24 protein-coding genes are annotated in these 25,242 nt (G+C 54.3%); 14 read left to right on the top strand and 10 right to left on the bottom strand.

Annotated features, from left to right (window positions below; all coding sequences use genetic code 11):
• Positions 1–75: 75 nt before the first annotated feature.
• The 5 genes from yoaA (at position 76) to rnd (ending at position 6,486) form a co-directional block, all read left to right on the top strand.
• Complete coding sequence (yoaA, locus tag EH206_RS11440) at positions 76–1,986, top strand: DNA repair helicase YoaA (protein ID WP_040343879.1); 1,911 nt, start codon at positions 76–78, stop codon at positions 1,984–1,986.
• A 68-nt stretch (positions 1,987–2,054) separates the two neighbouring features.
• Positions 2,055–2,756, top strand: coding sequence for a tRNA (adenosine(37)-N6)-threonylcarbamoyltransferase complex dimerization subunit type 1 TsaB (gene tsaB / locus EH206_RS11435; protein ID WP_009112924.1), 702 nt, complete (start codon positions 2,055–2,057; stop codon positions 2,754–2,756).
• 76 nt (positions 2,757–2,832) lie between these two features.
• Positions 2,833–3,438: a Slp family lipoprotein gene (locus EH206_RS11430; protein ID WP_040343182.1), complete on the top strand. Its 606-nt coding sequence runs from the start codon at positions 2,833–2,835 to the stop codon at positions 3,436–3,438.
• Between the two features lie 180 nt (positions 3,439–3,618).
• Positions 3,619–5,304, top strand: a complete 1,686-nt coding sequence (gene fadD, locus EH206_RS11425) for a long-chain-fatty-acid--CoA ligase FadD (RefSeq protein WP_136163884.1) — start codon at positions 3,619–3,621, stop codon at positions 5,302–5,304.
• Positions 5,305–5,364: 60 nt separating this feature from the next.
• Positions 5,365–6,486 carry a ribonuclease D gene (rnd, locus tag EH206_RS11420; RefSeq protein ID WP_009112921.1) on the top strand — a complete coding sequence of 374 codons (1,122 nt, stop codon included), beginning with the start codon at positions 5,365–5,367 and terminating at the stop codon, positions 6,484–6,486.
• Between the two features lie 109 nt (positions 6,487–6,595).
• On the opposite strand, the gene minE is transcribed toward rnd, so the two are convergent.
• Genes minE through minC form a run of 3 tightly spaced genes read right to left on the bottom strand, consistent with a single transcriptional unit; the run spans position 6,596 to position 8,390 of the window.
• On the bottom strand, positions 6,596–6,865 hold the full coding sequence (gene minE, locus EH206_RS11415; RefSeq protein ID WP_009112920.1) for a cell division topological specificity factor MinE: 270 nt from the start codon (positions 6,863–6,865) through the stop codon (positions 6,596–6,598).
• Between the two features lie 3 nt (positions 6,866–6,868).
• Entirely contained in the window at positions 6,869–7,681 is an 813-nt protein-coding gene (gene minD, locus EH206_RS11410) for a septum site-determining protein MinD (protein ID WP_009112919.1), read from the bottom strand.
• Between the two features lie 22 nt (positions 7,682–7,703).
• A complete protein-coding gene (minC, locus tag EH206_RS11405) occupies positions 7,704–8,390 on the bottom strand; it encodes a septum site-determining protein MinC (protein WP_009112918.1) in 687 nt (228 codons plus the stop codon).
• Positions 8,391–8,526: 136 nt separating this feature from the next.
• On the opposite strand from minC, the gene EH206_RS11400 reads away from it, so the two are divergent.
• Positions 8,527–8,784, top strand: coding sequence for a YcgL domain-containing protein (locus EH206_RS11400; RefSeq protein ID WP_009112917.1), 258 nt, complete (start codon positions 8,527–8,529; stop codon positions 8,782–8,784).
• Positions 8,785–9,184: 400 nt separating this feature from the next.
• Here the strand turns inward: EH206_RS11400 and ttdB are convergent, their stop codons facing one another.
• Both ttdB and ttdA read right to left on the bottom strand, forming a co-directional pair.
• The gene (gene ttdB, locus EH206_RS11395; protein ID WP_009112916.1) at positions 9,185–9,790 is read right to left on the bottom strand and encodes a L(+)-tartrate dehydratase subunit beta; all 606 of its coding nucleotides are present in this window, start codon (positions 9,788–9,790) and stop codon (positions 9,185–9,187) included.
• Positions 9,787–10,698, bottom strand: a complete 912-nt coding sequence (gene ttdA, locus EH206_RS11390) for a L(+)-tartrate dehydratase subunit alpha (RefSeq protein ID WP_009112915.1) — start codon at positions 10,696–10,698, stop codon at positions 9,787–9,789. The genes ttdB and ttdA overlap by 4 nt, the downstream gene beginning before the upstream one ends.
• 477 nt (positions 10,699–11,175) lie before the next feature.
• Here ttdA and ttdR point away from each other — a divergent pair, with 477 nt between their 5' ends.
• The 4 genes from ttdR (at position 11,176) to EH206_RS11370 (ending at position 13,716) form a co-directional block, all read left to right on the top strand.
• Positions 11,176–12,081: an L-tartrate utilization transcriptional activator TtdR gene (gene ttdR / locus EH206_RS11385; protein WP_009112914.1), complete on the top strand. Its 906-nt coding sequence runs from the start codon at positions 11,176–11,178 to the stop codon at positions 12,079–12,081.
• A 143-nt stretch (positions 12,082–12,224) separates the two neighbouring features.
• Entirely contained in the window at positions 12,225–12,881 is a 657-nt protein-coding gene (locus tag EH206_RS11380) for a fumarylacetoacetate hydrolase family protein (RefSeq protein ID WP_009112913.1), read from the top strand.
• A 100-nt stretch (positions 12,882–12,981) separates the two neighbouring features.
• A complete protein-coding gene (locus EH206_RS11375) occupies positions 12,982–13,428 on the top strand; it encodes a YcgN family cysteine cluster protein (RefSeq protein WP_009112912.1) in 447 nt (148 codons plus the stop codon).
• A 90-nt stretch (positions 13,429–13,518) separates the two neighbouring features.
• Entirely contained in the window at positions 13,519–13,716 is a 198-nt protein-coding gene (locus EH206_RS11370; protein ID WP_009112911.1) for a DNA polymerase III subunit theta, read from the top strand.
• A 70-nt stretch (positions 13,717–13,786) separates the two neighbouring features.
• Here the strand turns inward: EH206_RS11370 and dsbB are convergent, their stop codons facing one another.
• Positions 13,787–14,320: a disulfide bond formation protein DsbB gene (dsbB, locus tag EH206_RS11365; RefSeq protein WP_009112910.1), complete on the bottom strand. Its 534-nt coding sequence runs from the start codon at positions 14,318–14,320 to the stop codon at positions 13,787–13,789.
• 409 nt (positions 14,321–14,729) lie between these two features.
• On the opposite strand from dsbB, the gene fadR reads away from it, so the two are divergent.
• Positions 14,730–15,449, top strand: a complete 720-nt coding sequence (fadR, locus tag EH206_RS11360) for a fatty acid metabolism transcriptional regulator FadR (RefSeq protein WP_009112909.1) — start codon at positions 14,730–14,732, stop codon at positions 15,447–15,449.
• A 43-nt stretch (positions 15,450–15,492) separates the two neighbouring features.
• Here fadR and EH206_RS11355 read toward each other — a convergent pair whose 3' ends face one another.
• Positions 15,493–17,031 carry a SpoVR family protein gene (locus EH206_RS11355; RefSeq protein ID WP_009112908.1) on the bottom strand — a complete coding sequence of 513 codons (1,539 nt, stop codon included), beginning with the start codon at positions 17,029–17,031 and terminating at the stop codon, positions 15,493–15,495.
• Between the two features lie 284 nt (positions 17,032–17,315).
• On the opposite strand from EH206_RS11355, the gene EH206_RS11350 reads away from it, so the two are divergent.
• Entirely contained in the window at positions 17,316–18,572 is a 1,257-nt protein-coding gene (locus EH206_RS11350; RefSeq protein ID WP_009112907.1) for a D-amino acid dehydrogenase, read from the top strand.
• A gap of 167 nt (positions 18,573–18,739) precedes the next feature.
• Here the strand turns inward: EH206_RS11350 and EH206_RS11345 are convergent, their stop codons facing one another.
• Positions 18,740–20,011 (bottom strand): YeaH/YhbH family protein, encoded by a 1,272-nt coding sequence (locus EH206_RS11345; RefSeq protein ID WP_009112906.1) that lies wholly within the window; start codon positions 20,009–20,011, stop codon positions 18,740–18,742.
• A 36-nt stretch (positions 20,012–20,047) separates the two neighbouring features.
• The gene (gene yeaG, locus EH206_RS11340) at positions 20,048–21,982 is read right to left on the bottom strand and encodes a protein kinase YeaG (protein WP_009112905.1); all 1,935 of its coding nucleotides are present in this window, start codon (positions 21,980–21,982) and stop codon (positions 20,048–20,050) included.
• Between the two features lie 472 nt (positions 21,983–22,454).
• On the opposite strand from yeaG, the gene EH206_RS11335 reads away from it, so the two are divergent.
• Complete coding sequence (locus EH206_RS11335; protein WP_009112904.1) at positions 22,455–23,204, top strand: MipA/OmpV family protein; 750 nt, start codon at positions 22,455–22,457, stop codon at positions 23,202–23,204.
• 111 nt (positions 23,205–23,315) lie between these two features.
• Positions 23,316–24,170 (top strand): aldo/keto reductase, encoded by an 855-nt coding sequence (locus EH206_RS11330; RefSeq protein ID WP_009112903.1) that lies wholly within the window; start codon positions 23,316–23,318, stop codon positions 24,168–24,170.
• 45 nt (positions 24,171–24,215) lie between these two features.
• Here EH206_RS11330 and EH206_RS11325 read toward each other — a convergent pair whose 3' ends face one another.
• Entirely contained in the window at positions 24,216–25,091 is an 876-nt protein-coding gene (locus tag EH206_RS11325; RefSeq protein WP_009112902.1) for a D-hexose-6-phosphate mutarotase, read from the bottom strand.
• Positions 25,092–25,242 lie beyond the last annotated feature (151 nt).

Genomic DNA, 25,242 nt, shown 5'->3' with positions numbered 1-25,242 from the left:
CGGCGCGGCGTTATCGTCAGGTAGCACCGGCCGGCCGAACCCCATACAAAGAGAGACAGTGTGACAAACGATAGCGTGATGGATGATTTTGCAACCGATGGGGCGCTGGCGCAGGCCATCCGCGGGTTTAAGCCCCGCGAGCCCCAGCGGCAAATGGCGCAGGCCGTCGCTCAGGCCATCGACAAACAGCGGGCGCTGGTGGTCGAAGCCGGGACGGGAACGGGTAAAACCTACGCCTATCTGGCGCCGGCACTGCGGGCGGATAAAAAAATCATCATTTCGACGGGATCGAAAGCATTGCAGGATCAGCTCTACAGCCGCGATCTGCCCACGGTGGCGCGGGCGCTTGCATATAAAGGCAAGCTGGCGCTGCTGAAAGGGCGCTCCAACTATCTCTGCCTGGAGCGCCTTGAGCAGCAATCGCTGGCGGGCGGCGATCTTTCCGCAGAAACCCTGAGCGCATTGGTCAGGCTGCGGGGATGGTCTTCCGAAACCGTGGAGGGCGACGTCGCGACCTGTGCCGGCGTGGCGGAAGATAGCCCCGTCTGGCCGCTGGTGACCAGCACCAATGATAATTGCCTGGGCAGTGATTGCCCGCGCTATAAAGAGTGCTTTGTGGTCAAAGCCCGGCGCAAGGCGATGGATGCCGATATCGTGGTGGTCAACCATCATTTGTATCTGGCCGATATGGTGGTGAAAGAGAGCGGATTCGCCGAACTGATCCCCGACAGCGACGTAGTGATTTTTGATGAGGCCCACCAGATCCCCGATATCGCCAGCCAGTATTTCGGGCAGCAGCTCACCAGCCGCCAACTGCTGGATCTGGCGAAAGATATCACTATCGCCTACCGCACCGAAGTGCGTGATGCGGCGCAATTACAGAAGAGCGCCGACCGCCTGACGCAGAGCGCCCAGGATTTTCGCCTGGCGCTGGGCGACCCCGGATTTCGCGGCAATCTGCGCGAGATCCTTAATCAGCCGTCGCTGCAGCGCGCGCTGCTGCTGTTGGATGACGCGCTGGAGCTGTGCTACGACGTGGCCAAACTCTCTTTAGGCCGCTCCGCGCTGCTGGACGCGGCCTTTGAGCGGGCGACGCTGTACCGCGGGCGGTTAAAGCGCCTGATGGATGTGCAGCAGGCCGGCTACAGCTACTGGTATGAATGCAACTCCCGCCACTTCGTCCTGGCGCTGACGCCGCTTTCCGTGGCCGATCGCTTTCGTGAGCTGATGAAAGAAAAACCCTCGGCCTGGGTTTTTACCTCCGCCACCCTGTCGGTTAACGAGCAGCTAAAACACTTTACCGATCGGCTGGGGCTGGATGAGGCGAACACCAATACCCTGCTGTTGCCAAGTCCGTTTGATTACGCCAGCCAGGCGCTGCTCTGCGTGCCGCGTTATCTGCCGGAAAGCAACCGTCCCGGCGGCGCAAAGCGGTTGGCGGCGATGCTCTCTCCGCTGATTGCGGCGAATAAGGGACGTTGTTTTATGCTCTGCACCTCCCATCAGATGATGCGCGATCTGGCCGCCGAATTCCGCGCCACGCTGACGCTGCCGGTGTTATTACAGGGCGAAACCGGCAAGGCGCAGCTGCTGGCGCAGTTTGTCGCGGCGGGCAACGCGCTGCTGGTGGCCACCAGCAGCTTCTGGGAGGGGGTCGACGTACGCGGCGATGCGCTCTCCTGCGTGATTATCGACAAACTTCCCTTTACCTCGCCGGACGATCCGCTACTGAAAGCGCGCATCGAAGACTGCCGCCTGCGGGGCGGAGAGCCGTTCGACGAGGTGCAATTGCCGGATGCGGTTATCACCCTGAAGCAGGGCGTGGGACGGCTGATCCGCGATATCGACGATCGCGGCGTACTGGTTATTTGCGATAATCGCCTGGTTATGCGCCCCTATGGTTCGGTCTTTCTCAATAGCCTGCCGCCCGCGCCGCGCACGCGCGATATCGGGCAGGCCATTGAGTTTCTTACCGCTAAAGCATAACGGAAATCTGTCGGACGCTATGCTATTATGCGCGCCGTTAAGACTTATTTATCCCGCCCGAGGTTGGCATGTCCACGCGAATTCTAGCGCTTGATACCGCGACGGAAGCCTGTTCCGTCGCACTCTGGAATGATGGTGAAATTCATTCTTTATTTGCAGTTTGTCCCCGGGAGCATACCCAACGCGTGTTGCCCATGGTGCGGCAGGTGCTGGCGGAAAGCGGCCTGACGCTCGGCGCGCTGGATGCGCTGGCGTTTGGCCGGGGGCCCGGCAGTTTTACCGGGGTGCGCATCGGCATCGGCATCGCGCAGGGGCTGGCGCTGGGCGCCGATCTGCCGATGATCGGGGTTTCCACCCTGGCGACCCTGGCGCAGGGCGCCTGGCGCCGCACTGGCGCCAGGCGGGTATTGACGGCGATCGACGCCCGCATGGGCGAAGTGTACTGGGCGCAATATCAGCAAGAGGCCGACGGGCACTGGCAGGGCGACGCCGGCGAAGCGGTGCTGACGCCGCAGCAGGTGCAGGCGCTGAGTGCGCAATTAAGCGGCCATTGGGCGACGGCCGGCACCGGATGGCAAACCTATGCGGACCTGGTGGATCACCCGGCGGTGTCATTGCTGGACGGCGACACGCCGTTGCCGCAGGCGGAGGATATGCTGCCGCTGGCCTGCCGGCAGTGGGACGCCGGCCAGGCGGTGAGCGTGGAGCAGGCCGAGCCGCGCTATCTGCGCAATGAAGTCGCCTGGAAAAAACTGCCCGGCCGGGAATGAGCGGCAACTTATTCTGTACGGTATAGTCTAATTATCGGGCACTGAAAAAGGAGATGTCATAACCATGACTGGGTATATGAATAATCAAGCGCGGCGTATTCGGCTGCCACGCGCGCGGTGGAGCGGCCTGATCGCTGCCGCGGCCCTGCTGTTGTCCGGATGCGTCACGGTGCCGGATGTCATCAAGGGAACATCTCCTACGCCGCAGGACGATCTGGTGCGGGTGATGAACGCGCCGCAGCTGTATGTGGGACAAGAGTCCCGCTTTGGCGGCCGGGTGGTCGGCATCCGCAATGAAGCCAATAAAACCCGGCTGGAGATTGCCGGCTTACCGCTGGACAGCGGCGCCAGACCACGACTGAATCAACCCTCCGAAGGGCGCTTTATCGCCTATGTGAACCGCTTTTTGGAGCCGACGGATTTTAAAGACCAGTTGGTTACCGTAGTCGGTCCGATTACCGGGACGGAGCAGGGGGCCATCGGCGACAAGCCGTATCGCTATGTGGTGATTGACGTTCAGGGCTACAAACGCTGGAACCTGGCGCAGCGTGTGGTGGCGCCGGCGGGCGCTTACGGCCCATGGGGATGGGATGCGCGCTATGGCTATGGCTGGGGACCCGGTTGGAGATTCGGCGGCGGTTGGTATGGTCCGGCGCAGATTGAGACCATCGTGACGGAATAGCCTATCTTTGGGTAACGTAGTAAATCAGGCGACTCAGGTTGCCTGATTTTTTTTAGGTGATCGGCCTCGCAACCCTGACATTGTTTACTTATCAATGGATAAGTTGAGTTAAAATAATGTTAACAATAATTTGCATTGAGGTTGCCGATGCCGCTGAAAAAATATCTCGGGAGTGACGACTTGGACAAAATCTGGCTGGCACGCTATCCGGCGGATGTACCTGCGGACATCGATGCGGATCGCTATTCCTCATTGGTGGAAATATTTGAGAATGCGGCGGCTCGCTACGCCGATCGGCCGGCATTTATCAATATGGGGGAGGTGATGACCTTCCGCAAGCTGGAAGAGCGCAGCCGGGCGTTTGCCGCCTATCTGCAAAACCAGCTTAAGCTGAGGAAAGGCGATCGGGTGGCGCTGATGATGCCCAACCTGCTGCAATATCCGGTGGCGTTGTTTGGCGTGCTGCGGGCCGGTATGGTGGTGGTTAACGTTAACCCGTTGTATACCCCGCGTGAACTGGAATACCAATTGAAAGACAGCGGCGCCAGCGCCATTGTGATTGTTTCCAATTTTGCCCATACGCTGGAAAAGGTGGTGCGCAATACTCAGGTGAAGCACGTTATCCTCACCCGCATGGGCGATCAGCTCTCCACGCCGAAGCGAACGCTGGTCAATTTTGTGGTCAAGTACATTAAACGTCTGGTGCCCAAATACCATCTGCCGGACGCCATCTCATTTCGGCGGGTGTTGCAGCAAGGACGGCGTCTGCAATATGTGAAGCCGGATATCATCAACGCCGATTTGGCTTTTTTGCAATATACCGGCGGAACAACCGGCGTCGCCAAAGGGGCGATGCTCACACACCGTAATATGCAGGCCAATCTGGCACAGTGCAAAGCGGCATACGGCCCGGTGCTGGGGGAAAACGAACTGGTGGTCACGGCGCTGCCGCTGTATCACATTTTTGCGCTGACGGTGAATTGCCTGCTGTTTATCGAGTTTGGCGGCACAAATCTGCTGATTACCAATCCCCGGGATATCCCGACGCTGGTCAAAGAGCTGGCGCAGCATCCCTTTACCGTTATGGTCGGGGTAAATACCTTATTTAATGCCCTGTTGAACAATAAAGAATTTAATCAGTTGGACTTCTCCACGCTGCGGCTCTCGGTCGGCGGCGGCGCCTCGGTACAGCAGGCGGTGGCGGAACGCTGGGAAAAACTGACCGGCAAACACCTGCTTGAGGGCTACGGGCTGACGGAAAGCTCGCCGCTGGTTTCCGGCAATCCCTACGATCTGCAACGCTATAGCGGCAGCATCGGACTGCCGGTGCCGTCGACGGACGTGCGCATCGTCGATAATAACGGCAATGATGTCGCCCCCGGCGAAGCGGGAGAACTGTGGATCCGCGGGCCGCAGGTGATGCTCGGCTATTGGCAGCAGCCCGCGGCCACCGATGAGGTGTTGCGCGACGGCTGGCTGGCCACAGGTGACATTGTCACGGCAGATCAAGAGGGTTTTCTGCGCGTCATCGATCGTAAAAAAGATATGATTCTGGTGTCGGGGTTTAACGTTTATCCCACTGAAATTGAAGATGTGATTACCCGGCATGCTAAAGTTTCCGAGTCCGCGGTGGTCGGGGTGCCCAGCGAGGTATCGGGCGAGGCGGTGAAAGCGTTTGTGGTTCGACGCGACGCTTCGCTGACCAAAGATGAGTTGATCACCCATTGCCGGCGCAATCTTACCGGCTATAAGGTGCCGAAAGAGATTGAATTCTGCGAGGATTTGCCCAAGTCTAACGTCGGCAAGATCCTGCGCCGGGAACTGCGGGATGAGCAAAATAAAATCGCGGAGACGACAAACACATAGGCGAATCGCCGGCTGCCGGCGATTTATGGATTATATTGCAACCACCAAGAGAATGATGTTTTGAATTATCAGTTGATCACCACCGACGCCGGGTTAGAACAGGTTTGCACGCAGGCGCGCCAATATACTCAGGTCGCGCTGGATACCGAGTTCGTCAGAACTCGCACTTATTACCCGCAATTAGGGCTGATCCAATTGTACGATGGCGAACGGCTGGCGCTTATCGACCCCTTGACCATTACCGACTGGGCGCCTTTTCAGCAACTGTTGAGCGACGAGCAGGTGGTCAAATTTCTTCATGCCGGCAGCGAAGACCTGGAAGTTTTTCTTAATGCTTTCGGCCTGTCGCCGACGCCGTTTATCGATACCCAGATTCTGGCCGCTTTTTTAGGCAAGCCGCTCTCTTACGGTTTCGCCGCCCTGGTGGCCGAATATATGGACGTCGCGCTGGATAAAAGCGAATCGCGTACCGACTGGCTGGCCCGTCCGTTAAGTGAAAAACAGTGTGACTATGCCGCCGCCGATGTGTTCTATCTGCTGCCGATGGCCATAAAACTGGTGCAGGAAACGGCGGCCGCCGGGTGGACGGCCGCCGCGCTGGATGAATGTCGTCAGCTGTGCCAGCGTAAGCGGGAAATACTGGCGCCGGAGTTGGCCTATCGCGAAATCGGCAACGCCTGGCAGCTGCGCGGGCGGAATCTGGCCTGCCTGCAACTGCTCGCCGCATGGCGCCTGCGAAAGGCGCGCGAGCGCGACAGCGCGGTAAACTTCGTGGTGCGTGAAGAGAATCTGTGCCAGGTGGCGCGTTTTTTACCCGCCTCGCTGGCAGAGCTGGATTCGCTGGGGCTGAGCGGTCCGGAGATTCGCTATCACGGTAAAACGATGCTGGCATTGGTTGAGCAGACCAGCGGAATGAGCGACGGGGACTATCCGCCGCCGGTGATCAACCTTATCGACTACCCCGGCTATAAAAAGGCCTTTAAAGATATTAAGGCGCTGGTGCAAAGCGTCAGCGAGCGTAGCGGATTATCCCCTGAGCTGCTGGCATCCCGCCGTCAGATTAACCGGCTGCTTAACGAGCACTGGAAATTGAACGGGCAGAATGCGCAGCCGGAAATGCTGTCTGGATGGCGTAATAATTTATTTGGCGATGAGCTGCGGGCAGTTTTACAACAGTATTAAGCGCGGCTCGCTCTTTTATTCAAGCGCTTTATTTCTCAATAACAGAAAGACAGGGAAAAGGGAATTGAATATCCCCTGCCAATAAGCAGGGGATATTAGGGCAGGAAAATCATTTAGGGCTTTCTTCCGTTTCCGGCAATGTTACGTTCAGCTCAAGTACGGAAATATCATCGCCTTTTTGCTCTAACTGAACGCTCACCATTTCCGGGTCTATCTGTACGTATTTACAGATAACTTCCAGAATATCCCGTTTTAACTGCGGCAGATAATGGGGCTCGCTGTCTCCCCGACGTCGCTCCGCGACAATAATCTGTAGCCGCTCCTTGGCAATATTGGCCGTCGCTTTTTTGCGGGACAGAAAGAAATCGAGTAATGCCATAATTTATCCCCCAAAAAGTCGTTTAAGGAAACTTTTCTTCTCTTCTTCAACAAAGCGGAAAGGCCGCTCTTCGCCTAACAGACGATCGACGGTGTCTGAATAGGCTTTGCCGGCGTCGGCTTCCGGATCCAGGATAACCGGCTCGCCCTGGTTGGACGCCCGCAGCACCGACTGATCTTCCGGGATAACCCCGACCAGCGGAATGCGCAGAATTTCCAGCACGTCTTCCATGCTCAGCATATCGCCGCGGCTCACCCGGCCCGGATTATAGCGGGTCAGCAGCAGGTGCTCTTTGATCGGCTCTTCCGAGCGTTCGGCGCGGCGCGACTTGGAGGACAGAATGCCCAGAATGCGGTCGGAGTCGCGTACCGATGAGACTTCCGGGTTGGTGGTGATAACCGCTTCATCGGCGAAGTAGAGCGCCATCAGCGCGCCGGTTTCGATACCGGCCGGCGAGTCGCAGACGATAAAGTCAAAGGACATTTCACCCAGATCGTCCAGCACTTTTTCCACCCCTTCGCGGGTCAGCGCGTCTTTATCACGCGTCTGCGAAGCGGGCAGAATGTACAGATTTTCGGTGCGCTTATCTTTGATCAGCGCCTGATTCAGCGTGGCGTCGCCCTGGATCACATTAACAAAGTCGTAAACCACGCGACGTTCACATCCCATAATCAGGTCCAGGTTGCGCAGACCGATGTCAAAGTCGATGACAACCGTCTTTTTTCCTTTCTGGGCTAAACCGGTAGCAATGGCCGCGCTTGAAGTAGTCTTGCCAACGCCCCCTTTACCCGATGTAACAACAATGATGCGTGCCATAAATGTTTCCTTGTCAAAGGGCTTAGTCTAGAGGTTGTATGTTTAAAACGTTATCCAGCAGGTTGAGGTTTACCCTTGCCGCCTGTCCGGAAAATGCGGGTGGAATCTGATCGCTCAGCCAATAGCGGCCGGCGATCGACACCAGTTCGGCCGCCAGATGGGTGCAAAATATCTGGCTCTGCACATCGCCTGAAACGCCGGCCAGCGCTCGGCCGCGCATCATGCCGTAAATATGGATATTGCCGTCGGCGATCACTTCCGCACCCGCGCTGACGCTGCTGGTGACAATCAAATCGCAGTTCCGCGCATAGATTTGCTGGCCGGAACGAACGGGGGCGCTGATGACTTGGGTCTTCGCGGCGCTGGGCACTGAGGTGACGGGCGGCGCTGCCCGCCGCTGCTCTTTCCCTTCGCTTAGCAGGGGCAACCCCGCCTGCGTAATGACCTGTTTCAACCGCTCGTCCTTGCATCCGCTGATGCCGACGACGTGCAGCCCGGTTGAGGAAATGGCCTGCTGTAATTTTATCCAGTCGATATCCGCGGTTAACGCGGCGACATTAATGACAACGGGAGCATTTTTCAGAAAAGCGGGCGCCTGCTCGATCTTTTCCTGTAATGCCTGATAAATTACCTCGGGTTGGGAATCATGCAAATGAACAACCGATAAGGTAAAGCTGCTGCCTTTTAGTTCAATTGGCGTTTGTGACATCTATCCTGACTCAGTTTCAGCATCTTTTAATCCCCAGAGTAACATTTGAGGCATGATATTCCAGAGCGCTGTAAGCATGTTATAGTCACAATTATATACAGGCAAGATGCCATTCTCATTAAATAGAGTAAAAAAAATGTTTTGTGCGATCTACCGGAGTTCCAAACGCGATCAAACCTATCTGTATGTCGAAAAAAAAGACGATTTTTCCCGCGTGCCTGAAGAATTGATGAAAAGTTTCGGCAAACCGCATTTAGCCATGTTATTGCCGCTGGACGGCAGCAAGAAATTGGCCGGCGCCGATATTGAAAAAGTAAAACAAGCGCTCGAAGAGCAGGGGTTTTATCTGCAGGTTCCGCCGCCGCCGGAAAGTTTATTAAACACGTTTTGGTAAATGTAAAAAAATAATACCAACGCTTATTTTCGGATAATGCCTTAGTCAAATATTCTGCGGCGGGTGATTCAAACAAGAAATCCGCGGTCAATAGCCGGATTTTCATGTCACAGAGCGGCAGGCCGGCAGCCGTCGCCAACGATCCCCGGGGCAAGGCCGCAATCACGATGAGATAATGGTAAAACCGCTGCGTCAGGCTGCGGCCTTACCATCAGGCTGATGACGACCGCGATGAAAATGGCATAATAACGCCGGGCGCGGGGGAGAGCTTCACAAGCTGGTCGTAATTTAAGCAATTCCGTCGCTAAAACCGGCCATACCGAGCAGCCATGAAAAATTAAAGGTTATTTCATCAGGTCGACGGAGTCTGAACGCGCAGGAACAGTTTCAGCTTAAAATATTATGTTATGTAATGAACGTGTTCGCAGATCTCTGCCACTATTTCATCACGCTTTTCTGCAAATAACTTTTTATTTTTCTCGATTAGGTTATTTCCATAAGTATCAATGGAAATAATCAGCGGTCCGAAGTTTTTCACCCGGCAAACCCATAAAGATTCGGGCATACCCAACTCCATCCAGTGCACTTCTTCTATTTCTTCAACCTGCGTCGCGGCCAATACCGCGCATCCGGCGGGGAATATAGCGTGCAGGGCTTTATATTCCACGCAACCTTGCTCGGTATCGGGCCCCATGCCGCCTTTGCCGATCACTAATTTAACCCCCGTTTTCTCAATAAATGCTTTCTCGAATTTTTCCATCCGCATACTGGTCGTCGGACCGACTGAGACCATTTCCCATTTGGCGCCATTTTTTCTGACGATCGGGCCGGCATGGAATATGGCGTTACCGTGCAAATCAACGGGCAATTCCCGGTTTAATTCAATTAAACGGCGATGGCAAACATCGCGACAGGTAACCAGCAGTCCGTTAAGATAAATGATGTCTCCCGCTTTGATATCAACCAGATCTTCATCTTTGATTGGCGTAGTCAATACCTTGTTCATAGCGACGCTCCCCGATGCGAAATATTTTCATAAGTCATGTCCGCATGAATTAACAATGTTCCCCGGCGATGAGCCCAGCAGCCGGTAGAAACGGCTACGCCGATGGTCGAGGGATGACGGGCCGCGGATTCGATATGAACTCCCATGACGGAGGTTTTTCCGGTCAGCCCTTGCGGCCCGATCCCCAGTTTGTTCAAATCTTCTTCCAGCCTTTTTTCCAGCTCCGCCGCTTTCGGATTGGCATTATGCGAGCCGATGGGACGCAGTATCGCCTTGCGTGAAAGTACGGCGGCGGTTTCCACCGAGGTGGCGATACCCACGCCGACCAGCACCGGCGGGCAGGCGTTTACGGCCAGGGTCGAGATGTTCTCAAAGACGAATTTAACCACGCCTTCATAGCCTTCGGAGGGCATCAGCACCTTTGAACGGCCGGGCAAGGTGCAGCCGCCACCCGCCATATACACTTCAATTTCGGCTTTATCCCCGTCGGGTATTAAATCCCAGGTTACCCATGGCACGCCCGATCCTGTATTTGTGCCGGTGTTGTATTCATCAAAAATCTCAACGGCATTATGGCGAAGCGGCGTTTGTATCGTGGCCGTTTCCACGGCCTTTTTTAATATCGATTGTAATTCGGTTAATAAGGGGAAGCGGGTTCCGGCTTTAACGAAAAACATAATTTCGCCGGTATCCTGACAGGCCGGTCTGTTCAGTTTTATCGCTTTCTCCATATTGTCGAACATGGTGTCATAGACGATCTTGGCCATGCCATCACTTTCTATATGACGTAACTCCTCCAATTTCCTAACCACGTCATTCGGCATTCGGATTGAAATCATCGAAGTAAATCTGGCGACGATATCAGTCAGTTTCGCAACCTGTTGACGCCTGTCTTCTAAGGTGAGCATTTACGGACTCCAGTATAAATAATAGCCGGACGTTGGTGACATTAATTATCATTCCGTTTTTAATAATCGATCTTTTATCAAGGGGCACAAGTAAACTAGCACGAAAAATAGGGGTTATCGGTGACTGAAAGTATGAATATCAGATTTACGATTCATGAATTAAGGTTTTCTATATCCTAAATAATTCGAGTTGCAGGAAGGCAGCAAGGGAAGGACAAATTCGTCGGGAACGAATTTGACCAGCCAACGGCTGGCCTCCGGTGAGAGATAGGATGCCTCTCATTTAATCCCGATGAGCTTACTCGAGTAAGTGCTTCGGGTGACTGACAAATCTGCCTGGAGCAGATTTGAACGCTGCTTGCAGCGGCCCCAATGAGGCAAGGGTCGAGTAAGGCAGCCAACGCATCTGTAGCTTGAAGTATAAATCCCGTAGCCGAGTTCGGTTGCATTATATTCCCTGCCAAGGAAACGTTTACGATGATCGAGCAATATCCCATTCCCAAAGATTTGCAGGTGCTGACCAGCGTGGTTGACAACGGCAGCTTTGCCGGCGCCGCGGAGGCATTAGGGCAAACGCCGGCCTTTGTCACCAAGCGGATACAACTTTTAGAAAACCAGCTTGGAGTGAAATTGCTGCACCGTTCGTCGCACGGCATCGCGCTGACGGATACCGGCAAGCTGGTATATCAACGCGGGGGCGATATTCTTGAGCAGTTGCAAAGTCTGCTTGACGACGTCTCGCAGGTTAAGATGGAACCGAAAGGGATGGTTCGCATCGGCTGTAGTTTCGGGTTCGGGCGCAATTATATTGCGCCGGCGATTACGCAGCTTATGGCGCGCTATCCTGAATTGCAGATACACTTCGAACTTTTTGACCGGCAAATTGATTTGCTTAAAGACCGTATCGATCTTGATATCCGCATTAACGATGACATTTCCGATAACTACATCGCCAGGCTGTTAACGAAAAACCAGCGCATACTTTGCGCTTCTCCGGAGTATATACGGCAACGGGGCATACCGGGTTCGCTGGCGGAGTTACGGCGGCATGACTGCCTTATCACCAAAGAACGCGACCAAACGGCGGGCGTCTGGGAGTTGGAAAATCATCGGGGACGCAAATCAGTAAAAGTGTCTGGCCATTTATCCTCTAATAGCGGGGAGATTGTTCTCCGCTGGGCCTTGGAGGGCAAAGGGATTATGTTGCGTTCGCTGTGGGATATCGCCCCGTTGCTGAAGGAAGGCGCATTAATCAGGGTGTTGCCGGAGTATGCGCAAAGTGCCAATATTTGGGCGGTCTATCACACGCCGTTATATTCTTCCGCCAAGCTGCGGGTTTGCGTAGAGCACTTTACTCACTATTGTCAGCAACAGAAATTTTAGCGTTTGCTTTATACTGTGTGCATCTTGGGACCAGAGCCGATGGCATCGGCGATGATAGAGCGTTTTTTGCATGATTGCATTTTCCGCGATCTTATTCGTGATAAGTGTAATGTTTACTCAACTGACAGGGCAGGAGAATATTCATGTATCAACACAGAGACTGGCAGGGTGCGCTGCTTGATTTCCCGGTAAATAAAGTGGTGTGCGTAGGCAGCAACTATTCGGCGCACATTAAAGAAATGGGAAGTGCGACGCCCAGCGAGCCGGTTTTATTTATTAAGCCTGAAACCGCGCTGTGCGATTTACGTCAGCCGGTCGCCGTTCCCAAAAATCTTGGTTCGGTTCATCATGAGGTCGAACTGGCGGTGCTGATCGGTACGCCGCTGAAGCAGGCGAATGAGGAACGGGTCGCGCGGGCAATCGCCGGCTACGGCGTCGCGCTGGATTTAACGCTGCGTGACGTACAATCCGCATGCAAAAAAGCCGGGCAACCGTGGGAAAAAGCCAAAGCGTTCGACGGTTCCTGCCCGATATCCGGTTTTATTCCGGTAGCGGAATTCGGCGATCCGCAGCAGACGGAACTGGGGGTTAAGGTGAATGATGAGATGCGCCAGCAGGGCAACACCAGCGATATGATTACGCCGATTCTGCCGCTGATTGCTTATATGAGCCGCTTCTTTACGCTGCGCGCGGGCGATATTATTCTCACAGGAACACCGCAAGGCGTTGGGCCGATCGAGTCTGGCGATATGCTGAAAATCACCCTTAACGACCGTACCCTCAACACCCGCATTATCTGAATCCCGCGCTGCCCGCTTCGGTGCGAACGGGTGGCAAAACTTGCCTCTGCCGCTTAAAGCCGCTATACAGGGCGCCAATACAGATTAACCGGAAAGAGAAATGACTGAACGCCCTTTTTGGCAGCACAAGACATTGGCTGAAATGTCCGACGACGAATGGGAGTCGTTGTGCGACGGCTGCGGGCAGTGCTGTTTGCATAAACTTATTGATGAGGATACGGAGGAAATCTACTTTACCAACGTGGCCTGTAACCAATTGAATATAAAAAGCTGTCAATGTCGCAACTATAGCCGTCGCTTTGAATATGAGCCCGACTGCATCAAGCTCACCCGCGAAAATCTGCTGACTTTTAACTGGTTGCCGGCAACCTGCGCCTATCGGCTGATTCATGAAGGGAAGGGGTTGCCACAGTGGCATCCGCTGATTGCCGGTTCTAAAACGGCGATGCACGGAGAACGAATTTCCGTGCGGCATATTGCGGTGCGGGAGAATGAGGTTGTGGATTGGCAGGACCATATCCTGAACAAGCCGGCGTGGGCCCGATAACCGGAAATATTCGCACGCCTTCCCCATGTGAAAATCAAAATGTGTTGTATAATTTTAATACAACAATAGCGAAAGAAAAGGGGGGAGCAGATGATCAACTTTGAAAAGATGATTCTTGGATACAGCGATCAGTACGCTGATTTTGCTGCTTCCACGATAGCTTTTATGGAAAGTCAGAAAAAAACCATTAATGCTGACGAAATCGCGGAAAAAATCCCACAAGAGAGACGGCAGTACTTTAAAGAAAGATTAGACTATTACAGGGATATCTACGGACCAAAGCAGTAGCAGAGATTGATGGAAAAGCCCGAGTGAATTCTACCCGGGCTTTTTTACGCGCCGGTGCGCAGCCTGTTTTTCAGCGGCTGAAAAGATCGCGGCGTTTGGGGCGGAAGGGCTGAGCAATCAATACCAGCAGCGCAATCAGCAGATAGGCGGCGAAAATACCGACCAGCCACTGCGGCATTTCCAGCGACAATAATTGCCATTGGCGTTCCGAGCAGTCGCCCGTCGCATTAAATATCGCGGGGAGCCATTTATCCAGCGGCAACCAGGACGGGAAGCTGACAAAAAAATCGCAGGTATTAAAGGGCGAGGGGTGCAGCAGGATATCCGTGTGTTTCCAGGCCAAACGCAACCCTTCAAATGAACTGTAGAGCCAGAGCGCGATCGCCGGATAACGCAACAGCAGGTTGCCCGGCGCGATGGCGCCCAACAAACCGGCCCCCATGATGCCCAATAGGGCATTGCGCTGATAAATGCACAGTACGCAGGGCTTTAATAGCATCACATGCTGGAAATAAAGCGCGACCAATTCCAGAATCAAGGCTGTGAATGCCAGTAACAACCAGGCACCGCGACCGCGTGAGCAACGGTTGAGAAATCGCAACATAACAAGTATTCCATGCCAAAATGAGCGACTCGGCAGTGTAAACCGGAACAGCCTCACTGCCATCGTTATTCAGCGCTGATTCGACACCATTAAAAGCCGATAACAGGGCTTGCGCTGACTGAATTGATATCCACCGACCACTATACAGGATTATCCGCGCCAATGACGGCCATAATGATGCCGGCCCGATGTCGCGGAGACTTTTCTTTATCGCTAACATGGCATCATAGCTGAAAATTTTGCCAACCGACCAGTGATAAGGGGCGCCGGAACGCATGGTTTTGTTTGCGGTCACAGTTTTATCTTGAATTTTTCTGGCGCGGGACGGCGATGCTATGGCATGTTGGGTTCATCTGGTATGATGAGTACCAGTTTTCACTGGTAAATATCGCTACGGAATATCAAACTCATGGTCATAAAGGCGCAAAGTCCAGCCGGATTCGCGGAAGAATATATTATTGAAAGTATATGGAATAACCGCTTTCCTCCGGGATCGATCCTGCCTGCAGAAAGAGAGCTTTCCGAGCTGATAGGCGTGACGCGCACCACGTTGCGGGAAGTGCTGCAGCGTTTGGCGCGCGACGGCTGGTTGACGATTCAACATGGCAAACCAACGAAAATCAATAACTTCTGGGAAACGTCCGGACTGAATATTCTGGAGACGCTGGCTCGGCTCGACCACGACAGCGTACCGCAACTTATTGATAATCTACTGGCGGTGCGTACCAATATCGCGGCTATTTTTATCCGCACGGCGTTACGGCAGCACCCGGAAAAGACCCGTGAAGTATTAAAGCAGACCGGGGCCGTGGATGATAACGCGGATGCTTTCGCGCAGCTGGATTACAACGTATTCCGCGGGCTGGCGTTCGCCTCCGGTAATCCGATTTACGGCCTGATCCTCAATGGATTGAAAGGATTGTATATTCGCGTCGGCCGCTACTATTTTTCCAATCCCGATGCCCGCAGGCTGGCGCTGGATTTCTATAAGCGGCTGGAAACGCTGTGCCATGACGGCCTGTACGAGCAGGTTATGGACGTGGTCCGGCATTATGGCAAAGAGAGCGGCGCCATCTGGCATAGTATGCAGAGCGCCATTCCGCACGATATCGCCGAAATTCGCCGCTGAATACCCTTTGCAAATGCCGTTTTTTCAGCTCGCTGTTTGAGCGCTATGAGGACGGCGCGTTGCGCGGCGGGCAGCGCTCCAGCAACTCGATGCTGCCGTCGTCGTTCTCCTGCTCCATATATACCTCAAACCCCCATAAACGATGAACGTGCTTCATCACTTCATGACTGCTCTTATCCAGCGGCGCCCGATTATGCGGGATGTAGCGTAGCGTCAGTGAACGATTGCCGCGCAAATCCACATTCCAGACCTGAATATTGGGTTCAAGATAGCTCAGGTTATACTGTGCCGACAGCTCCTGGCGGATTAAGCGGTAGCCTTCTTCATCATGGATCGCGGCGATTTCAAGATAATTATTGTGGTCGTCGTCAAGCACGGTGAATAGCCGGAAATCACGCATCACTTTCGGCGACAGGAACTGGCTGATAAAGCTCTCATCCTTGAAGTTCTCCATGGCGAAGTGCAGCGTGTCAAGCCAGTCTTTACCGGCGATTTCCGGGAACCAGTAGCGATCCTCTTCGGTGGGATCCTGACAGATGCGCTTAATATCCTGAAACATGGCGAAGCCCAGCGCGTAAGGGCTGATCCCGCTGTAATAGGGGCTGTTGTATGGCGGCTGGTAAATGACGTTGGTGTGACTGTGCAGGAACTCCAGCATAAAACGTTCGGAAACCCGGCCTTCATCATAGAGATGATTAAGAATGGTGTAGTGCCAGAAGGTGGCCCATCCCTCGTTCATCACCTGGGTCTGTTTCTGCGGGTAAAAATATTGGCTGACCTTACGCACGATACGCAAAATTTCACGCTGCCAGGGTTCCAGCAGCGGCGCGTTTTTTTCCATAAAGTAGAGCAGGTTTTCCTGCGGTTCCTGCGGGAAACGCCGAGCTTGCTCCTGCGCCATGCCCTGTTCGCGGCGCGGGAGGGTTTTCCACAGGTCGTTGACCTGGCTTTGCAGATAGGCCTCGCGGCTCTTCTGGCGGGATTTCTCTTCTTCCAGCGAGATTTTTTGCGGGCGTTTGTAGCGGTCCACGCCGTAGTTCATCAGCGCATGGCATGAATCCAGCAGGCTTTCCACCTCCTCTACGCCGTAGCGCTCTTCGCATTGCGCAATATACTGCCGGGCAAAGATAAGATAGTCGACGATTGAACCGGCATCGGTCCAGCTGCGGAACAGATAATTGCCTTTGAAGAAAGAGTTATGCCCATAGCAGGCATGGGCCATAACCAGCGCTTGCATCGGCAGGGTATTCTCTTCCATCAGATAGGCGATACAGGGATCCGAGTTGATAACGATTTCATAAGCCAGCCCTTGCTGTCCATGCTTGTAACGTTGCTCGGTTTCAATAAATTTCTTACCGAACGACCAGTGGGAATAGTTAATCGGCATGCCTATGCTGGAATAGGCGTCCATCATTTGCTCGGAGGTGATTACTTCGATTTGATGGGGGTAAGTATCCAGACGATAGAGTTTCGCTACCCGATCTATCTCATCAAGATAGACCTGCAATAGCTCAAACGACCAGTCTGGCCCATCATCCAGGCGATTAGGTTTTTTTACCGGGTTATCAGTCGATATAGCCATCAGCGCGCCCCTTGCATGATCGCCTGCACAATATCGCACAGACATAATTAATCTTAGCTCAATCTGATAAAAGTGACGTAAAAACGGCAGGTTGGCAGAAAATATTCACCGAGTCAGCCGGTATAATATGCTGCCTGCGACGGCAACGAACAATAGATAAATGCTATATCTGCACATGATGACAATTTTTACCTAAATGCTAGAGTAGCCTTTTATTCCAATAGATAGCTAATTATCCAGCATATTACATGGCAAGTAAGCGTAATGGACGGAGATAAGTAAAGATGCGGGTTGTCATTCTAGGGAGTGGTGTTATTGGCGTGAGTACCGCCTGGTATCTGGCGCAGGCCGGACATGAAGTGACCGTCGTCGATAGGCAGGCGGAGCCGGCGCTTGAAACCAGCGCCGGAAACGCCGGACAGATCTCGCCGGGCTATTCCGCTCCCTGGGCGGCGCCCGGCATACCGCTGAAGGCCGTTAAATGGCTGTTTCAGCGCCATGCGCCGCTGGCTATCCGGCCCGACTTTTCGGCTGAACAACTGCGCTGGATGTGGCAGATGCTGCTGAATTGCGACAGCCGTCATTACCAGGTCAATAAGGCCCGCATGGTACGGCTGGCCGAATACAGCCGGGATTGCCTGCGGGCGCTGCGCCAGAAAACCAATATCCAATATGAGGGCCGGCAGGGCGGTACGCTGCAACTGTTCCGCACTGCGCAGCAGTATGAAAATGCGATGCGCGATATCGCGGTGTTAAAAGAGGCGGGCGTGCCGTACCAACTGCTGAATAACCTGCAGCTGTCCTCCATTGAACCGGCGCTGGCGAACGTCACTGATAAGCTTACCGGCGGTTTACGTTTGCCCCATGACGAAACCGGGGATTGTCAGTTATTCACCCGCCGTCTGGCCAGAATGGCGGCGGATGCCGGCGTGGTATTCAGGTTCGGTCTGGCCGTCCGTGATTTGCAGGTGGCGGGGACGCAGGTCGCCGGCGTGCAATGTGACGGCGAGGCGTTGATCGCGGACGCTTACGTCATGGCCTGCGGCTCGTATTCGACTGGGCTGTTGCGCGAATGGTTCTCTATTCCGGTCTATCCGCTGAAAGGCTATTCCCTGACCATACCGCTGCTCGATGAGGCCGCCGCGCCGGTTTCCACCGTGCTGGACGAGACCTATAAGGTCGCCATCACGCGTTTCGATCGACGAATCCGCGTGGGCGGCATGGCGGAAATCGTCTGTTTTGATACCGGGTTGAATGCCAAACGGCGTAAAACGCTGGAGATGGTGGTGCGCGATCTTTACCCGCACGTCGGGCCGGTCGAGCAGGCGACCTTCTGGAGCGGGTTACGTCCGATGACGCCGGACGGTACGCCGCTGGTCGGACGCTCACCGCTGAAAAACCTGTTCCTGAATACCGGGCACGGCACCTTGGGATGGACGATGGCCTGCGGTTCGGGACAACTGCTGGCCGATATCATCGCCGGTAAAACGCCGGATATTCAATCCGACGATTTATCCGTATTCCGTTACGCCAGGGTTTAACGCTGGGGCAGCGGGATAATGCGGCCTTTCAGCCCGCGGGTTAACACCCTTGCCCGAACGGTCGGCAACGCGGCGCGCCGGATAATGAAAGCTTATATTGGTGACGTTGTAACAAGTGGCGGGCGATAAAATCAGCCAGGGTAATATTGGCTGGCTGATTATCTAGGTTAGTTCCCCACCGTTTGCTTGCGGAAAAGTTCACGGAATACCGGATAGATATCATCCGGATCGCGAATATGCTGCATGGCAAAGTTATCAAATTCGTCACGCAGCATTTCGTACTCGCGCCACAGCGTCTGGTGGGAACGGCGGGTGATTTCGATATAGCTATAATAGCGCACCATCGGCAGCAGCTGGTCGGCCAGCAATTGATGGCATAAAGGGGAGTCATCGGCCCAGTTATCGCCGTCGGACGCCTGCGCCGCATAGATATTCCAGAGAGACGGATCGTAACGTTCGCGCACCACTTCCTCCATCAGCTTCAACGCGCTGGAAACAATGGTGCCGCCGGTTTCCTGCGAGTAGAAGAACTCTTGCTCGTCAACCTCTTTAGCCTGGGTATGGTGCCTGATATAAACCACCTCGACGTTTTTATAATTTCTGCTGAGAAACAGATAGAGCAGGATATAAAAGCGTTTCGCCATATCCTTGGTGGCCTGATCCATCGAACCGGAAACATCCATAAGGCAGAACATCACCGCCTGGCTGGATGGCTCGGCCCGGCGCTCATAATTTTTGTAACGCAGATCGAAGGTATCGATAAACGGCACCCGGGCGATTTTTTGCCGCAGTTCGGCAATGTCCTGGCGCAAACGCTCTTCTTCCAGCAACTGTACCGGTTCGGAATGCTCCAACTGTTCCAGCTCCGCCTCCAGAGAGTGCAACTCACGGCGTTTACCCGCCGTCATCGCCATCCGCCGGGCCAGGGAGTTTTGCAATGAGCGCACCACGCTGATATTGGCGGGAACGCCATTGGCGGTATAACCCGCGCGATGGTTTTTGTACTCGTTCAACTGCCGGTGCTGGGTTTTTTTCAGATTCGGCAGCGCCAGATCTTCAAACAGCAGGTCCAGATATTCGTCTTTGGATATCTGAAATACGAACTCATCCTGGCCTTCGCCGTCTTTACTGGCATCGCCCTGACCGGAACCGCCGCCGCCTCCCTGCGGCCGCTCGATGCGGTCATTCTGTACAAAGTGGTCGTTCCCCGGATGCACGCGATGGCGGCGGCCGCCGCGCCCCTGATGGAACATCGGTTCGTTAATGTCTCCGTTGGGAATCGATACCGATTCCCCGCTGTCTATATCGGTCACCGAACGCTTGTTAATGGCCTCGGAAATCGACTGTTTTATTTGCGACTTATAGCGGCGCAGAAAGCGCTGGCGGTTAACCATGCTTTTGTTTTTGCCATTTAGCCGTCGATCAATGAAATAGGCCATGCTTCCCCCAAACGACGTTGCCGGTTTCATGAATCATTATGACGATTTCCTCACCCGCAGATACCATTCGCACAGCAAACGCACCTGTTTGCGGGTATAGCCTTTCTCCATCATGCGATCGACGAAATCATCATGCTTTTTCTGTTCATCCGTTGAGGTTTTGGTATTGAACGAAATCACCGGTAACAGCTCTTCGGTGTTGGAGAACATTTTCTTCTCAATCACCGTGCGCAATTTCTCGTAACTGGTCCAGTTCGGATTACGTCCGCTATTGTTGGCGCGGGCGCGCAGCACAAAGTTGACGATTTCGTTACGGAAATCCTTGGGATTACTGATGCCCGCCGGTTTCTCGATTTTCTCCAGTTCGGCGTTCAGCGATTCACGGTCGAACAGTTGCCCGGTATCCGGATCGCGGTACTCCTGATCCTGAATCCAGAAGTCCGCATAGGTGACATAGCGATCGAAGATGTTCTGTCCGTATTCGGAGTAGGACTCCAGATAGGCGGTCTGAATCTCTTTGCCGATAAACTCCGCGTATTTGGGGATCAGATAGCCTTTCAGGTGTTCCAGATATTTCTCCGCCTGTTCCTGCGGGAACTGCTCGCGTTCAATCTGCTGCTCCAGCACATAGAACAGGTGTACCGGGTTCGCCGCCACTTCGCTGTGATCGAAGTTAAAGACCCGGGAAAGTATCTTGAAGGCGAAGCGGGTGGAAAGACCGTTCATGCCCTCATCAACGCCGGCATAATCGCGATACTCCTGATAGGACTTCGCTTTCGGGTCGGTATCTTTCAGGGTTTCGCCGTCGTAAACCCGCATCTTCGAATAGATGCTGGAGTTTTCCGGCTCTTTCAGCCGCGACAGGATGGAGAAACGGGACAGCGTTTCCAGCGTACCCGGCGCGCAAGGGGCGTGAGTGAGTTCGCTGTGATTAAGCAGCTTGTCGTAGATCTTGACCTCTTCGGAAACGCGCAGGCAATACGGCACTTTCACGATATAGACGCGGTCAAGGAAGGCTTCGTTGTTTTTGTTATTACGGAACTGCACCCATTCCGACTCATTGGAGTGCGCCAGAATAATGCCGTTAAACGGCAGGGCGGCAATACCTTCCGTACCGTTGTAGTTGCCTTCCTGCGTCGCGGTCAACAGCGGATGCAGCACTTTAATCGGCGCCTTGAACATTTCCACGAATTCCATGATGCCCTGGTTGGCTCGGCACAGCGCGCCGGAGTAGCCGTAAGCATCGGGATCGTTCTGCGCGAAATGTTCCAGTTTACGGATATCGACCTTGCCGACCAGCGCCGAGATATCCTGATTGTTTTCGTCGCCCGGCTCGGTCTTGGCAATGGCGACCTGCGCCAGAATTGACGGCCAGACTTTGATGACCTTGAATTTAGTGATGTCGCCGCCGAATTCCTGCAGCCGTTTGGCCGCCCACGGCGACATGATGGTGCCCAGATAGCGCCGCGGAATGGCGTATTCTTTCTCCAGAATGGCGGCATCTTCCCGTGGGTTAAACAGGCACAGCGGATGATCGTTCACCGGGCTGCGTTCGCCGTTGGCGCTGAGTATGTAAATCGGGACGTGCTGCATCAGCACTTTCAGGCGCTCCGCCAGCGAGGATTTACCGCCGCCGACCGGTCCCAGCAGATAGAGAATCTGTTTCTTCTCTTCCAATCCCTGCGCGGCGTGTTTCAGGTAAGAGACGATTTGTTCTATGGCGTCTTCCATGCCATAAAACTCTTCAAAAGCGGGATAGCGCGCAATAACCCGATTGGAAAATAGACGGGACAGCCGCGATTCATGAGCGGTATCCACCATCTCGGGTTCACCGATAGCCATCAGCAATCGCTCAGCCGCGTTAGCATACGCACTACGATCCTGCTGACAGATGGTAAGGAATTCCTGCAATGTGAACTCTTCATCCTTGGCAGCGTCGTAACGCTGACGATAGTGATCAAATATGTTCATAGCGATGCCGTCCTTCGTCGATTAGCACAGATGATTAAGAGAGCGTGTAGAATGCGTACGGCCTGTAATATGCCCTCTCGAAAGAAGAAATCTCCCCCTGACTACAGCCTAACTACAGTCTGATTAGCAACCCTTATGCCAACTTGTGGCGCCGGGCGATATCGTGGTTTTATTTATGCCTGCAGGCGCGGAAAACTTCATCTTCTCTATTAAAGCTTAGTTTGCATCCGTAAAATTTCCTCTCTGGGCAGAGATCTTTTTAAGATATTTCAATGACTCACTTCCTGGCAATAGCGTGTAACATCCAGCGTGGCGGGTCTTAAAGCAGAATAACGCCTGTTGCCCATAAGGTAGAGACAATATTGGTATAAGTTATTCTCTTGTCTTATCTTTATTAAGACGCGCAGAGAAAAAAACCAACAGCCGCAGCATCATTTTTAACGATGTATATCTGTGATAGGAAATAAAAATTGTGAATAAATTTCAACTATGTCTGTCAGTCTCGCTGGTGTCGGCCGTCGCGGCGCTTCCCGCGGCCCATGCGGCGGAGGTTTCCCTGGGGCTGGGGGCCGCAGGGTCTACGTCCGTCTATCGCGGTGATGATAATCACGTTTACCCGTTGCCGATGCTGAACTATGAAAGTGAAAGCTTTTATTTTCGCGGCCTGGGGGGCGGATACTATTTGTGGAATGACGGCGTCAATAAGCTATCGCTGACCGCGTACTATCTGCCGTTGGGGTTCAAACCCGGCGACAGCGATGACGTCCGGATGAAGCAGTTGGATAAGCGGCGCGGCACGCTGATGGCCGGAGCGGCTTATCAGCATATTGCCGAGTGGGGGCAAATTCGCACCGTACTGGCCGGCGATACGCTGGATTACAGCAACGGCCTTATCTGGGATAGCGCCTATCTTTATCGCTTTACGCTGGGCGATCTGAATATTACTCCTGGCATCGGCGCCAGCTGGTTCAGTGAAAATATGAACCGTTATTACTATGGCGTCAGCGGTAAGGAGTCGGCGCGCTCCGGGTTTGATCGCTACCGTCCCGGGGATGGCTGGGCGCCCTATGTCGAGCTTAGCGCCAACTATCAGATAAATCCTGACTGGAGCGCCTGGGCGGTGGGCCGCTATACCCGTTTGTCCGATGAGGCGAAGGATAGCCCGATAGTCGATAGCAGCTATAGCGCGTTACTAAGCCTGGGCGTCAGCTACCGGTTCTAAAGCCGCTCGGTGTCATGGTGCGCCGATTGCACTAAGATGGGGTGATATCACCCCATTTGCACATTAATGGTGCATTGGCGTGACGCGCTATTGGTCACAGGAGAAAGGATAATGGCGATAAGAGAAGTCAGTTTTCCGGACGGAAGCACGGTGCCGGCCGTCGGGCAGGGAACCTGGTTTATGGGGGAAAATACCGCGGCCGGAGCGCAGGAGGTCAAGGCGCTTCAGGCGGGTATCGACCAGGGGCTGACGCTGATCGACACCGCGGAAATGTATGCCCATGGCGGGGCGGAAAAAGTCGTCGGCGAGGCGATTCGCGGGCGACGCGACAGGGTGTATCTGGTTTCCAAGGTTTATCCGCACAACGCCGGCGGCCAGAAGGCGGTTAACGCCTGCGAGCAGAGTCTGAAGCGTTTGCAAACCGATTATATCGACCTCTATTTACTGCATTGGCGCGGCGGCATTCCGCTGGTTGATACCATCACCGCCATGCGGCAGCTACAGTGTAGCGGCAAGATCCGCCGCTGGGGCGTATCCAATCTTGATATTGATGATATGCGCGAGATCTGGTCGTTGGAAGGGGGCGAGGCGTGCATGACCGATCAGGTGCTGTACCATCTGGCGTCGCGCGGTATCGAGTTCGATCTGCTGCCGTGGTGCCGGCAACAACGGGTGCCGGTGATGGCGTATTGCCCGATTGCCCAGGCGGGGCGGTTGCGCGACGGGCTGTTTGCCCACTCGGTGGTTAACGCCGTCGCCAGGCAGCATGCCATCACCCCGGCCCAGGTTCTACTGGCCTGGGTCATCCGCCAACCAGGGGTGATAGCCATTCCCAAAGCCAGCAGCGAAACGCACGTTAAGCAGAATGCGCAGGCACTGGATATTGTGCTGTCGCCGGAGGCGCTTGCGCAGCTGGATCAGGCATTTCCGCCGCCGCGGCGCAAACAGCCTCTGGATATTGTCTGATATGCTCCGGGCGCGCTGATGGTGGCGGATGATCCGGCGATTATCTTATGCCGTTTTCCTGATGCGCAAGGTGGCGGACAGCCTGGCGGGGGAGCGCAGCGTGGCGGTGAAAGGCTGATTAATGCGCGCGGTTTCCACGCAGACAAAGGTTTTATAGCCTTCGTCGGTCATATCGCCGATGGTATGCGATAATTCCGCGCCGGGGTTCCATGATACCACGTCGCTGTGGTGGTCGTGGTGCACTTCAATCGCGCGTTGTAACGCCGGGTCATCAATAACGCTAATAGCCTGCGGATGGGTGTAAATTCGGTCTGTACGACCAGTAAAGACCAAATCGCCTTGCTGCGACGCTATCTCGCCCTGATTCACTTTATCGATAAACCGTTCACCCAGGCCGCCGATGGCGATCCGGCCGATATCCCCGATATGGAAATAAGTGTGCAAGGCGCTGGTGATGCTGTAATCGCCGTGGGCCTCCAGTTCGATACGGCTCTCTTTCCCCAGCGTGAAACGCGCGATCAGGGTAAATTCGTGCGGCCAATATTCCCGGGTCTGCGCGCTGTCGCGCAGCGTGAAGGCGAGCTGTACGCCGTGTTCGTCTTCGCTATGGGAGGTGAACTCCCATGGCAGCAGACGAGCAAAGCCGTGGTTGGGGGTGGAAAAGGGGCCGAACCACGGGAAGCAGATGGGGATCCCGCCGCGGATCGCCACCTGTTCGGTGAACTCGGTGTTGTCGCTCAGCCACAGGACCGGCGCTTCGCCCGTCGGCTGCCAGCTCAACAGATGGGCGCCCTGTAATGCCACCGCCGCGCGAACCTGTGGGTGTTCGACAACGATGACCGGCAACTGATCCAGCCGCCGCTGGCTTATGGTCGACGTAACGGGTTTGCTGATGGGAAGCGCGAAAATCTTATCATTCATAATGTTGCCTTTTTTTGTGGCGTGCCATCCATGGCCGCCACCCTGTGGGCCGTCGCTAACGCGACGTCAAAAACTTCTCCCGGAAGTTTTTTGGTTGTTGTTAATCAGCAAGTAAAAAGGGCGACCCCAGGGCCGCCCTTTATCATTGAAT

This window comes from Brenneria nigrifluens DSM 30175 = ATCC 13028 (assembly GCF_005484965.1).
Lineage (GTDB): Bacteria > Pseudomonadota > Gammaproteobacteria > Enterobacterales > Enterobacteriaceae > Brenneria > Brenneria nigrifluens.
The sequence above is the reverse complement of the archived record's forward strand: the minus strand, read 5'-3'. Positions and strand labels throughout refer to the sequence as shown.